This is a genomic window from Dietzia sp. SYD-A1 (assembly GCF_015356725.1).
In the GTDB taxonomy this organism is placed as follows: Bacteria; Actinomycetota; Actinomycetes; order Mycobacteriales; family Mycobacteriaceae; genus Dietzia.
In genome coordinates this window covers 19874-31465 of record NZ_JADDKI010000157.1, presented here as the reverse complement: position 1 = coordinate 31465, position 11592 = coordinate 19874, and the positions used below count along the sequence as shown (strand labels likewise).

The 11592-nt window shown below is 69.5% G+C and carries 11 protein-coding genes; 3 read left to right on the top strand and 8 right to left on the bottom strand.

The features are described from left to right. Window positions 1-241 precede the first annotated feature (241 nt). The 4 genes from IY392_RS07430 to IY392_RS07415 are packed head-to-tail and all read right to left on the bottom strand — an operon-like array spanning window position 242 to window position 3838. Window positions 242-1327, bottom strand: a complete 1086-nt coding sequence (locus tag IY392_RS07430; RefSeq protein WP_194860884.1) for a nitronate monooxygenase family protein — start codon at window positions 1325-1327, stop codon at window positions 242-244. Beyond that, window positions 1324-2109, bottom strand: coding sequence for a CoA-transferase subunit beta (locus tag IY392_RS07425; protein WP_194860883.1), 786 nt, complete (start codon window positions 2107-2109; stop codon window positions 1324-1326). Before IY392_RS07425 ends, IY392_RS07430 begins: the two co-directional genes overlap by 4 nt. After that, complete coding sequence (locus IY392_RS07420; RefSeq protein WP_182613537.1) at window positions 2106-3047, bottom strand: CoA transferase subunit A; 942 nt, start codon at window positions 3045-3047, stop codon at window positions 2106-2108. The genes IY392_RS07425 and IY392_RS07420 overlap by 4 nt, the downstream gene beginning before the upstream one ends. Next, on the bottom strand, window positions 3044-3838 hold the full coding sequence (locus IY392_RS07415) for an enoyl-CoA hydratase family protein (RefSeq protein ID WP_194860882.1): 795 nt from the start codon (window positions 3836-3838) through the stop codon (window positions 3044-3046). The genes IY392_RS07420 and IY392_RS07415 overlap by 4 nt, the downstream gene beginning before the upstream one ends. A gap of 78 nt (window positions 3839-3916) precedes the next feature. Between IY392_RS07415 and IY392_RS07410 the strand changes: the two genes are divergently transcribed. Both IY392_RS07410 and IY392_RS07405 read left to right on the top strand, forming a co-directional pair. Next, the gene (locus tag IY392_RS07410; RefSeq protein WP_194860881.1) at window positions 3917-4690 is read left to right on the top strand and encodes an SDR family oxidoreductase; all 774 of its coding nucleotides are present in this window, start codon (window positions 3917-3919) and stop codon (window positions 4688-4690) included. A gap of 62 nt (window positions 4691-4752) precedes the next feature. Beyond that, complete coding sequence (locus IY392_RS07405) at window positions 4753-5670, top strand: SDR family oxidoreductase (RefSeq protein WP_182613540.1); 918 nt, start codon at window positions 4753-4755, stop codon at window positions 5668-5670. Window positions 5671-5806: 136 nt separating this feature from the next. Here the strand turns inward: IY392_RS07405 and IY392_RS07400 are convergent, their stop codons facing one another. The 4 genes from IY392_RS07400 to IY392_RS07385 all read right to left on the bottom strand — a co-directional run bounded on the left by IY392_RS07400 (window position 5807) and on the right by IY392_RS07385 (window position 10165). Further along, window positions 5807-7642, bottom strand: a complete 1836-nt coding sequence (locus IY392_RS07400) for a hypothetical protein (RefSeq protein ID WP_194860880.1) — start codon at window positions 7640-7642, stop codon at window positions 5807-5809. A 267-nt stretch (window positions 7643-7909) separates the two neighbouring features. Further along, on the bottom strand, window positions 7910-8329 hold the full coding sequence (locus IY392_RS07395; protein ID WP_194860885.1) for a nitroreductase family deazaflavin-dependent oxidoreductase: 420 nt from the start codon (window positions 8327-8329) through the stop codon (window positions 7910-7912). 80 nt (window positions 8330-8409) lie between these two features. Continuing rightward, window positions 8410-8997 (bottom strand): GNAT family N-acetyltransferase, encoded by a 588-nt coding sequence (locus IY392_RS07390; RefSeq protein WP_182613542.1) that lies wholly within the window; start codon window positions 8995-8997, stop codon window positions 8410-8412. A gap of 1 nt (window position 8998) precedes the next feature. Beyond that, window positions 8999-10165, bottom strand: a complete 1167-nt coding sequence (locus tag IY392_RS07385) for a steroid 3-ketoacyl-CoA thiolase (RefSeq protein ID WP_194860879.1) — start codon at window positions 10163-10165, stop codon at window positions 8999-9001. A 171-nt stretch (window positions 10166-10336) separates the two neighbouring features. Here IY392_RS07385 and IY392_RS07380 point away from each other — a divergent pair, with 171 nt between their 5' ends. Next, window positions 10337-11581: a cytochrome P450 gene (locus tag IY392_RS07380; RefSeq protein WP_194860878.1), complete on the top strand. Its 1245-nt coding sequence runs from the start codon at window positions 10337-10339 to the stop codon at window positions 11579-11581. Window positions 11582-11592: the final 11 nt, after the last annotated feature.

Sequence of the window (11592 nt, the reverse complement as noted above, 5' to 3'; positions counted from 1 at the left end):
GTGCGGTACGGGGGGAGGTCATCATGTGCTCCTGTGAGTGCGGGGGTGGGGTCCCCGAGTGGGGGACAACGGCTCTCAGCGTAAGCCAAGAAAGTCCTGAGGAAGCGCTGATTGGCCGAGACGGCCGCACCCGCCGACCACGGTGGTCGGCGGGTGCGGGGATCAGGCCGTGCGTGAACGAGGCGTGGTCCGCCGGGGCGATCATCGAAAGACCATGCGCCCGGGGGTGACGACACCCGGACTACGAGCTGTGGCCCCGCAGTGCCTCCAGCCGCTCGTGCGCCTGCGTCATGATCCGCTGGATCAGCTCGTCGCAGCTGGGCAGGTCCTCGATCATGCCCACGACCTGTCCGGAGGCCAGCACGCCGGCCTCTGTGTTGCCCTCTACCAGGCCGGCCTTGAGCAGCATCGGGGTGTTGGCGGCCATGACGATCTGCTGCCAGGTGCGGTCGGAGGCCTTCTTCATGTTGAGGCCGTCCCGGGCGAGCGTCTGCCACTTCATACCGGTCATCGACTTGAACTTGTTGGCGTTCTGCACCGCGGCGAGCATCCCCTTGACGGGGCTGCCCGACTCGAGGGCGTCGACCAGGCCGGTGCGCAGGACGCGGTGCGGCATCCCGTCGACGCGGGTGGACACGACGGTGTCCTGGAGTCCCTTGTCCAGGTATTGCCTCTTGACCGCGTCCGGGACGCGGGAGTCGCTGGTGAGCAGGAAGCGTGTGCCCATGGCGACGCCCGCGGCGCCGTAGGCGAGCGCGGCCACCAGGCCGCGGCCGTCGAAGAAGCCTCCGCCGGCGATGACCGGGATGGAGGTGTTGCCGGCACCGCCGAGGGCGTCGATGACGCTGGGCAACAACAGCGTCGTGGCGACGGGGCCGGTGTGCCCCCCGCCCTCTCCGCCCTGGACGATCACGGCGTCCGCACCCCAGGAGGCCACCTTGACGGCGTGCTTCGCCGCGCCGATGGAGGGGATGACGACGAGGCCGTTGTCCTTGAGGTGCGCGATCAACTCGGGCTTGGGCGCGAGGGCGAACGACGCCACCTTCACGCCGTGACTGATCATCAGCTCGCATCGCTCGGCGGCGTCCTCGGCATCGGCGCGGAGGTTGACCCCGAAGGGGCGGGTGGTCAGCTCCCTGGTGCGAAGGATCGCGTTCTCGAGCTCCGGATACGTCATCGTGGCCGAAGCGATGATCCCCAGCCCTCCGGCGTTGGCGGTGGCCGCGGTCAGCTCGGGTCCGGAGACCCAGCCCATGCCCGTCTGGACGATCGGGTACTCCACCCCGACCAGCTCGGTGAAGGCCGTGGCGATGGTCGGCGCGCTCATGCGGTCGGCACCTCGCGGTCGCGGAACCCGCGGGGGTCCAGCACGTCACGGATGAGGCGCAGCTCCTCCGCCGAGGGATCGCGGGTGACGCCGGCCTCGGACAGGCCCTCGATCTCGAAGCCGGTGTTCTCCGCGACCTCCTCGGCGGTGACGCCCGGGTGCAGGCTCAGCGCGCGCATCCCGTGGTCGGTCCCGCCGAAGTCGAACACGCCGAGGTTTGTCACCACTCGGTGCAGGTGGTGGTACCGGAAGGCGGGGTCCCCCGGGGTGTACCGGTCGTAGCCCACTCCGCAGACGATGTCGACCTTCCCGGTGAAGACGCGGGTGGAGTGCTTGCCCACCCAATAGCTGGTCGCGTGGTTGAGCGAGTTGCCGGGCGCACCCCGCAGGCCGAACATCTGTCGCGAGGGCTTCTGGACGTCGTCGCCGAAGGCGGAGAGGTTCTGGTTGCCGAAGCGGTCGATCTGGTTGGCGCCCATCACCACGTGGCGGGTGCCGGCCTGCAGGACGTCGAACACCCGGGGGAAGGGGATGTATCCCTCGAAGTCGATGACCTTTCCCAGCGGCGGGGTCTGGCCGAGGAAGCGGTACTCACCGTCGGTGATGAGCAGGTCCGGCTCGGTGGTCAGCCGCGCGAGCCGCGCCCCGATGGTGGCCATCGGGGTCATGGGCGAGGCGAAGATCTCCCCGGCGCCGGCGAAGATCTCCGCGCACGCGATGGCGCAGTACTCGGCCCTGCTGATGGACTGAGTGGTGGCGGGCTGTGTGGCGGGGTCGGTCATCGCGTGGCTCCCTTGTCTGCGGCAGCGGCGGCCTTCTCGGCGGCGGCCTTCTCCGCGAACGCCGAGACCGCCCTCTGGTACTCCTCCTCGGACCCGGACAGGAACTCGGAGACGAAGTCCGCCCACGACGCGTCGTCCCTGGCACAGGAGGCGTAGTGCTTCTGGAACGCCTCGTCGCGGCCGTAACCGCCGGCAAAGGTGAAGTGCGCGCCGTTCGGGGCTTCGGAGACGGTGTCCACGAACATGCGGCTGAGGAGCATGCGTTGGGGACCGACCTCGGTCATCAGCGCGTCGGCGGAATCCACGACCTCGTCGACCTCGAGCAGGACGGTGTCGGCGGCCATGGCGTAGAGGTCGTCGAAGTACCCGTCGACGCCCGTGAAGGCCGCGTTGCCGTGCCTGTCGGCCTTGTCCAGGTGGATCAGCGCGGCGTCCATCCGAAGGGCCGGCATCGCCACGAGGGTCTCGGTCCGTCCGTCCGCCGGATACGGCGAGTCGACGGTCTTGAGTTCGTCCCCCCAGAAGCGGAACACGTCCGAGCCGAGACCGGCGCGGGTGGGTAGGAACGGCAGGCGGTGCGCGGCGGCGGTGAGGCCGGCCCGGACCATGCCCTCGTCCATCTCGCGGGCGACGATCGAGCCCTCGGTGCGGCGGCGGGCGAACCACGGGTCGTAGAACGGGGCGGAGTCGAGTGACACGAAGCCGTAGTAGGCCTTGGAGACCTTCCCGGCTGAGCAGAGCAACCCCAGGTCGGGGCCGCCGAAGGAGACCACGGTGAGGTCGGTGAGGTCCTCCCGGCGGAGGATCGCCCGGACGAGCGCCATGGGCTTGCGCCGCGAGCCCCATCCGCCGATACCGATGGTCATTCCGCTGCGCAGGCGCGAGACGGCCTCGTCGATACTGGTGCGTTTGTCGCGCGGGGTGGGGGTCGTCGTCACTTGTTCTCGCCCGTCCTCTCGGCTCGATCGGCTCGTTTATCCAGGTTCGTCCCGCTCTTGACGAACTCGTCGCGGTGCTCGTCGGCCACGCCGGCGAGGTTGAGTTCGAAGGTGAAGCCCTGCTCCATCCGATAGGAGGACTTCACGTCGACGGGATCGATGTGGTTGATGGCCTCTTTGGCCGCCCGTATCACACGGGTGTCCTTCGCGGCGATCGTCTCGGCGAGCTCCCGGGCGGCCGCGTCGAGCCGGTCGCGGGGGACCACTTCGTAGACCGTGCCCCACTGGTGCAGTTGCTGCGCGGTGACGGTGCGGGAGGTGAAGTACAGGGTGCGCATCATGTGCGGGGGGACCATTCGGGCCAGGTGGGTGGCGGCCCCGAGCGCTCCCCGGTCCACCTCGGGGAGGCCGAAGACCGCGTCGTCGGAGGCGACGATGCAGTCCGCGTTCCCCACGAGCCCGATCCCGCCGCCGACACAGAAGCCGTTCACCGCGGCGATCACGGGGACCGCGCACTCGTACACCGCGTTGAAGGCCACGTAGCACCCGCGGTTGGCGGCGAGCAGGTGGTCGAAGCCCTCGAAGTTCTGCATTTCCTTGATGTCCACGCCGGCGTTGAACCCACGGCCCTCGGCCCGGAGGATCACCACGTGGACCCCCGGGTCGCGACCGGCGGCGAGGATCTGCTCGCCGAGCTCGAACCACCCCGCCGAGGGTATGGCGTTGACGGGGGGGAAGTCGACGGTGACGGTCGCGATGCCGTCTGCTCCCCTGTCGACGGTGATGCCCATGGTGCTCCCTTCGCACGCCGCCGCTGTGGTTCAGCGGGCGGGTGACTGACCAAACGCTTGCTTGGTAGGCTAGCACGCATGTCGCACATCGATCTGGGTCTGGCGGGCAGGGTCGTCCTCGTCACGGGCGGCGTCCGTGGCGTCGGCGCGGGGATCAGCAGAGTCTTCCGAGAAGCCGGTGCCGTCGTCGTCACCTGCGCGCGGCGCCCCGCGGACGAGGGGTCCGACGTCGGCGATCTCGAGTTCCACTCGGTCGATCTCCGGGACCCCGAGGCGGTTCGCGCGATGGTGGAGCGGATCGTGGATCGGCACGGTCGGTTGGACGTCGTGATCAACAACGCCGGCGGTGCCCCGTTCGCCCTGGCGGCCGATGCCAGCGCCAATTTCCACGCCAAGATCGTCGCGCTGAACCTGTTGTCCGCGCTCACGGTGGCCCAGGAGGCGAGCCGGGTGATGCAGCCGGCCGGAGGAGCGATCGTCAACATCTCGTCGGTCTCCGGACACCGGCCCTCACCCGGAACGGCGTCCTACGGCGCGGCCAAGGCGGGCATCGACTCGCTGACGCAGTCCCTGGCCGTCGAGTGGGCGCCCGCGGTGCGGATCAACTCGGTCGTCGTGGGACCGGTCAAGACCGAACTCGCCGAAATGCACTACGGGGACTCCGACGGCGTCGCCGCGGTCGACGCCACCATTCCCATGGGTCGCATGGCCGACCCGCGGGATGTGGGGCAGGCGGCCGCCTTCCTGGCCTCGCCGCTGGCGGCCTACATCACCGGAGCCGAGCTCCTGGTCCACGGGGGCGGCGAGAAGCCGGCGTTCCTCTCGGCGTCCAACGCCAACACCACGTCCTGACAGTCCCGGCCATCACGTCGGCGAACACCACGTCGAGGCCGAACAACACATCGAGGAGAACCATGGGAATCTGCGACGGACGCGTCGTCATCGTCACCGGCGCCGGCCGCGGAATCGGCCGGGAGCACGCCCTGGCCTTCGCGGCAGAGGGCGCGAAGGTCGTGGTCAACGACCTCGGCGCCGGCCTCGACGGATCGGACGTGGGGGAATCCCCGGCCGAGCAGGTGGTGGAGGAGATCCGGGCCGCCGGCGGTGAGGCCGTGGTCAACGGGAACGACATCTCCTCCTGGGACGGGGCACGGGAACTGGTCCACCAGGCGATCGACCACTTCGGGGGGCTCGACGTGCTGGTCAACAACGCCGGTTTCCTCCGGGACAAGATGCTCGTCGGTATGGGGGAGCAGGACTGGGACACCGTGATCAACGTCCACCTCAAGGGTCACTTCGCGCCGCTGCGGCACGCCGCCGAGTACTGGCGCGCCGAATCGAAGGCCGGCCGCCCCCGCCGGGCCAGGGTCATCAACACCTCCTCGGGGGCCGGGCTCTTCGGTTCGGTCGGACAGGGGAACTACGCCACCGCGAAAGCCGGAATCGCGCTGCTGACCATCCAGACCGCCGCGGAGATGAAGGGGTACGGCGTCACCGCCAACGCGATCGCTCCTGCTGCTCGTACCCGCATGACCACCTCCGCCGGGGAGGGCATGGCGTCACAGATGGCGGCGCCCGAGGACGGGTCCTTCGACGCGATGGACCCCGCCAACATCTCGCCGTTGGTCGTGTGGCTCGGGTCGGCGGAGTCGGATGAGGTCACCGGGCGTGTGTTCGAGGTCGAGGGCGGGAAGGTCACCGTGTGCGACGGGTGGCAGCGCGCCGCGACCGAGGACAAGGGCGCGAAGTGGGACCCGGCAGAGCTCGGATCCGTGGTGCCGCGACTGCTCGCCGCGTCCCCGTCGCCGGTGCCGGTGTACGGCGCTCGCTGAGCCGAGCGGCCCGGTCCGGGTCGGGGTCATCCGACGAGGGAACGGAGAAGGAGCCCCGCACCGTGATGGTGCGGGGCTCCTTCGCCATGCCCCGGTTCAGGGCTCCGTGCCCGGATCAACGCCCGGGGTCAGGTGCTCAGTTCTCGGGATCCGGGCAGTTCTGGGCGTCGACCGATCCGGCGCCCGCGAGCTGGTCGACCTGCTCCTGCGGGAGGTCGCAGATCGTGGGCAGCGGCGGCAGGCCCGGCAGCGGCGGCAGGGCGGGAAGCGCCACGCCACCGTTGATCGCCGCGCCGGCGAGTACGAGCGTGCCACCCAGCGAGAGGACCGGCAGGAGTGCGACCCCCGAACCGCCCTCGCCACCCAGGCTGGCGGCGGCCTCCAGGGAACCGGCCTCGCCGATCGCCGATCCGAGGTTCGTCGATCCGACGCCCTGCAGGGAACCGTTCTCCAGCGAACCGGTGAGCGCGGTGAGCGACCCGTTGACCGCGGTGAGCTCTCCGAAGGACCCGGTCAGGACTTCGGCGCTGCCGCCGGTCGAGCCGGTGATGAGGTCCGAGCTCTGGCCCGTGGAGCCGCTGTTGCCCGAGAGGGACCCGGAGACCTCCTCGATGGAGCCGGACAGCGCGGGCAGGATGCCGCCCTCGGCGATCGACCCGATGATCGGGTCGGCGGAGTTGCTCTCCACCGAGCCGGCGAGCTGATTGGCCGACCCGTTGGTCAGCGAGCCGGCGATCCCTTCGCCGACGAGCTCTGCGGAGCCGCCGATGCCGGCCGTCGAACCGTCCGGGAAGTTGGCGGACAACGGGGGGAGCTCCGCGGACCCACCGAGGAAGTTGAGCTCGGTGGACAGCGGCGCCATACCCAGCGACCCCATGCCCTCGGACCCGGTGAGGGGCGCGAGATCGGACGAGGTGAACTCGGCGGAACCGCCGAGAAGATCGAGCTCCGTCGAGAGCGGGGTCATCCCGAGGGAGCCGATCTCCGTCGACCCGAACTCGGCGGAGCCGCCCAGGAGTTCCGTGGACAGCGGCGTCATGCCGGTCGATCCCACGTCCCCGGAGCCCACCAGCAGTTCGGTGGAGAGCGGGGCCATGCCCACCGATCCGACGAGCGGCGCCAGGTCGGAGGAGGTGAACTCGGCGGAGCCGCCGAGCAGGTCGGTGGACAGCGGGGCCATGCCGGCCGAGCCGACCTCGGTGGAACCGAATTCGGCCGACCCGAACTCGGCCGACCCTCCGAGCAGGTCGGTGGACAGGGGGGCCATGCCGGTGGAGCCGACCTCGGCCGAGCCGCCGAGCAGGTCCAGCTGCGTGGACAGCGGAGCGAGGTCCGAGGAGGTGAACTCGGCGGAGCCGCCGAGCAGGTCGGTGGACAGCGGGGCCATCCCGAGTGAGCCGATGTCGGTGGAGCCGAACTCGGCCGAACCGCCGAGCAGGTCCGAGCTGCCCGGGAGCTCCGCAGACCCGCCGAGCAGGTCGGTGGACAGCGGGGGGAGCTCGGAGGAGGCGGGCAGCTCGGCGGAGCCGCCGAGGAGGTCGGTGGACAGCGGCATCATGCCGAGTGAGCCGATGTCGGTGGAGCCGAACTCGGCCGAGCCGCCGAGAAGGTCCGAGCTGCCCGGGAGTGCGGCCGATCCGCCGAGCAGGTCCGAGCTGCCCGGCAGCTCAGCCGATCCGCCGAGCAGGTCCGAGCTGCCCGGCAGCTCAGCCGATCCGCCGAGCGGGTCCGAGCTCCCCGGCAGGGCCGTGGACCCGGCGAGGGGCTCGGAGCTGAGAGCGGGCAGGTCGGCGGAACCGCTGAGCGGATCCAGGCCGGCCGAGCCCCCGTCGAGGTCTCCGATGGAGCCGGTGATCGGGCCGAGCGCGTCGATGATGCTGCCCAGATCCTGCGCGTTGGCCGTGCCGTGGACGCCGGACGCGGCGAGGAGTACTGATGCCGCGACCGCGGCGGCCCTGGTGGGCTTGTTCATGGGGGAGGTCCTTTCGGTGGTGTGACCCCTCGGACGACTGGATCCTGCGGATCCGGGTCCGGACTTCTAACGCGCATAAGAATCCTCTAAGGCTGAGTGGGTGTCAACGTTTTGCTCAGGAAGTGGTACTGAAGTGACGGATGAGGTGATAATGGACTGATAAATGGCCGTCGCGAGCAGTAAGTGGAATAAGAGAACATCCAGGGCCACGACAACGGCCGGGGCCTCTCGAGAGGAGAGGCCCCGGCCGGGGCGGCGGTCTCGCAGTCAGCCGGTCGGTTCGCAGATCACCACCGGGATCACCCTGCTCGTGTTGGCCTGGTAGGACGCGAAGTCGGTGTAGCGCTCGACGAGTCGGGGCCAGAGCTCGGCGCGCTCCTCCGCGGTCGCCTCCCTCGCCGTCATGGCCCGGGTCCTCCGCCCCACCTGGATGGTGACCTCCGGGTTCGCCAGGATGTTCCGGTACCACTGCGGGTGTGTGGGCAGTCCCCCCTGGGAGGCGACCAGCAGGACCCGGTCACCGTCCGGGAGGTGGAGCAGCGGCACTGTTCGCGGTTCGCCGGACCTGCGCCCCGTCGTCGTCACCAGACAGACCGGAACCGGCGCCGTGAGTGCCGATCCCACCCTCCAGTTGCCGCCGATGCGGCCGCCGGAGACGCGGTAGGACCAGGTGTTGACCCGGGACATCACCTTGATGACGCCGAGAACCCACGGCTTGGAGCGCCGGGGATCGTCCACGCCGGTCTCCACCCCGGGGTGGCTCTCGCTCACTTCGAGCTCGACAGCGGTGCGCGGACGATCACGTGCTTGCCCGGGAAGAACGCCGCCAACTCGCGTCGGCTCTCCTTGAGTGCCGCCAGGCCGAAGCCCTTCTTGCGCTCGTCGGGGTGGATCCAGATGGCCACGTCGACATCGCCGTCGTCGATCTGCTCGCCGAAGACCAGGCCCACCGGTTGGTCGCGGGAGGTGTCCACGGCGACGAACCACATCGCCGACTCGCTCTCGATCCGTGCCAGGCCCGCCTTTCGCTCCTCCTCCGTCTTCTGCTGGTCCCACTCGCCGGCCGTCGCGGACGTCTCGTCCGACGAGCGCGAATGGTAGAGGTCGGAGTGGTCTGCAGTGTCGCGGAACGGGAACAGGGCGAAGCCGTGTGGCCCCGCACCGACCGGGTGGTTGGTCGTGTGTCCGACGAACGCCTCCAGTGGCGTCTTCAGTACCTCGCGTGCCTCGTCGACGGGCACCGCCAGCAGGTGTGCGATCGCCTCCGCCGCGTCCTCCGCGCCGTTGGCGGAGGAGATGGCGGCGAAGACCTCGCTCCGGCGGGCTGCGGCTGTCTCGATGGTGGTGCTGCTCATGTCAGATCCTCTCGATGATGCTCGCCGAGGCCTGGGCGCCGCCCGCGCACATCGTGATGAGGGCGCGTTCGCCGTCCGTTCGCTCGAGCTCGTGCAGGGCGGTCGTGATGAGCCTAGACCCGGTGCTCCCCACAGGATGTCCGATCGCGATGGCGCCCCCGTTGACGTTGACCTTGTCCATGTCCGGACCGTGCACGGCGGCCCAGCTGAGCAGCACCGAGGCGAAGGCCTCGTTGCATTCGAAGAGATCGAAGTCGGCGATGGACATGCCCGAGCGGTCGAGCACGCGCTGGGTGGCCTGGACGGGGCCGTCGAGGTGGTACTCGGGCTCGCCTCCGACCAGTGCCTGGTGGACGATCCGGGCGCGGGGCCGGAGCCCGTGTGCCTTTGCGACGTCCTCGTCCATGAGTAGCACCGCGGCAGATCCGTCCGACATCTGGCTGGAGGTGCCGGCGGTGTGCAGGCCGCCCTCGAGTACCGGCTTCAGGCCGGCGAGCGCCTCCGCGGTGGTCTCACGCAGGCCCTGGTCCCGGGTGACGGTCACCGTCTCGCCGGTATAGGTTCCGTCCCTCAGGCGTTCGGGGGCGTCGACGCCGAAGGTCTCGCGGTCGAAGCGGCCCTCCTCCCACGCGCGCTTGGCGTTGGCCTGGGACCGCACGCCCAGCTCCTCCAGGTCCGCCCGGCTCAATCCGCGCCGCTGCGCGATCCGGTCGGCGGCGGTGAACTGGTCGGGCAGGTCGATCTGCCAGTCGTCGGGCCGGGGCATGCCGTTGGAGCCGTCGCCGACAGCCGCGCGGAGCGCGATCCAGCTCATCGACTCGACGCCGCAGGCGATGCCGACGTCCATCGCCCCGGCGTGGATGAGGTTGGCGATGAAGTGGTTGGCCTGCTGCGCCGACGAACACTGGCAGTCGATGGTCGTGCACGCGGTCTGCCACGGCAGTCCGGAGGCGAGCCAGGCGCCGCGGGTGACGTTGTTGCCCTGGGCGCCGGCCTGTGTGACGCACCCGCCGACGACCTGCTCCACCAGCGACGCGTCGATCCCGGCGCGCCGGATGACCTCTTTCTGGGACGCCCCCAACAGGTGTGCGGGGTGCAGGCCCGACAGTGCGCCGCGCGCCTTGCCGATCGGGGTACGAACGGCCTCGACGATGACGGGATTGCCCATGGTGGTCCTTCCGGAAGAACGGGCACAGTGAATCGGGCGCCCGAGAGGAACGTGTTCTAGTATGGTGGGTGGAACGTGTTCTAGATTACCGCTCGGGTCCCGGGTTCGCAGTATCCCGGGGTCGTCGGTCGCCGAGCACGAGACGCATCCGACGCGGTCAAGGAGTACCAAGTGCAGGCAGTAACCATCCCCGAGGGTTTCGACTTCACGGATCCGGAGCTCTACGAGAAGCGCCTACCGCATCCCGAGTGGGCCCACCTCCGTCGGACCGAGCCGATCCGGTGGTGCGCCAACGAGCCCGGAGCCGACGGGTTCGACGACGACGGCTACTGGGTGGTCACCAAGCACGAGGACGTCAAGGAGATCTCCCGCCGCACCAACGAGGTGTTCTCCACGTTCGAGAACACCGCGATCCCGCGCTTCGCACCGGGCACCGAGCGCGAGATCGTCGAACTGACCCGCCTGTTGTTCATCAACCAGGACGGCGAGGAGCACAGGAAGTACCGGCGCACCATCTCCAAGGGTTTCACCCCCCGCAACATCGAGAAGCTCCGCGACCACCTCGCCGAGAAGGCGCGGGTCATCGTCGAGACCGCTGCGGCCAAGGGCAGCGGCGACTTCATCACCGAGGTCGCCTCCGAACTGCCGCTGCAGGCGATCGCCGAGCTCATCGGCATCCCGCTGGAGGACCGCCACCAGATCTTCGAGTGGTCCAACCAGATGACCAGCTATGACGTCCCCGGCAAGGTCGAGGAGTCGCAGATGGCCAATGCCATGGTCCTGTCGTACGCGCAGGAGCTCGCGGCCAAGCGTGAGGTCGATCCGCGAGACGACCTGGTGACCAAGCTCATCCAGGCCGACATCGACGGCGAACGGCTCACCCCCGACGAGTTCGGCTGGTTCGTGGTGCTGTTGGCCGTCGCCGGCAACGAGACCACCCGCAACGCCACCACGCACGGGATGGTCGCGTTCCTCGACAACCCCGATCAGTGGGAGCTGTTCAAGGCAGAGCGTCCCGCGACCGCCTACGACGAGATCCTCCGCTGGGCCTCGCCGATCACGTCGTTCCAGCGCACCGCCACCGAGGACGTCGAGATCGGGGGCGTGACCATGAGGAAGGGTGATCGCGCCGCCATCATGTACGGCTCGGCGAACTTCGACGAGGACGTGTTCACCGACCCCTTCTCGTTCAACATCCTGCGCGACCCCAACCCGCACCTGAGTTTCGGCGGGAACGGCCCGCACTACTGCATCGGGGCGAACCTGGCCCGGCTGCAGATCGAACTGATCTTCAACGCCATCGCCGATCACCTCCCGAACCTGGAGGCGCTCGGCGAGCCCTCCCGCATCCGATCGGGTTGGCTCAACGGCATCACCGAGTGGACGGTCGACTACAAATGCCCGGTCATGCGCTGACCCGGGGCTCG

Coding starts and splice junctions, on each gene's coding strand:
- IY392_RS07430 (WP_194860884.1), bottom strand. CDS start 1,327: ATGAGCGCGCCGACCATCGCCACGGCCTTCACCGAGCTGGTCGGGGTG.
- IY392_RS07425 (WP_194860883.1), bottom strand. CDS start 2,109: ATGACCGACCCCGCCACACAGCCCGCCACCACTCAGTCCATCAGCAGG.
- IY392_RS07415 (WP_194860882.1), bottom strand. CDS start 3,838: ATGGGCATCACCGTCGACAGGGGAGCAGACGGCATCGCGACCGTCACC.
- IY392_RS07410 (WP_194860881.1), top strand. CDS start 3,917: ATGTCGCACATCGATCTGGGTCTGGCGGGCAGGGTCGTCCTCGTCACG.
- IY392_RS07405 (WP_182613540.1), top strand. CDS start 4,753: ATGGGAATCTGCGACGGACGCGTCGTCATCGTCACCGGCGCCGGCCGC.
- IY392_RS07400 (WP_194860880.1), bottom strand. CDS start 7,642: ATGAACAAGCCCACCAGGGCCGCCGCGGTCGCGGCATCAGTACTCCTC.
- IY392_RS07395 (WP_194860885.1), bottom strand. CDS start 8,329: ATGTCCCGGGTCAACACCTGGTCCTACCGCGTCTCCGGCGGCCGCATC.
- IY392_RS07390 (WP_182613542.1), bottom strand. CDS start 8,997: ATGAGCAGCACCACCATCGAGACAGCCGCAGCCCGCCGGAGCGAGGTC.
- IY392_RS07385 (WP_194860879.1), bottom strand. CDS start 10,165: ATGGGCAATCCCGTCATCGTCGAGGCCGTTCGTACCCCGATCGGCAAG.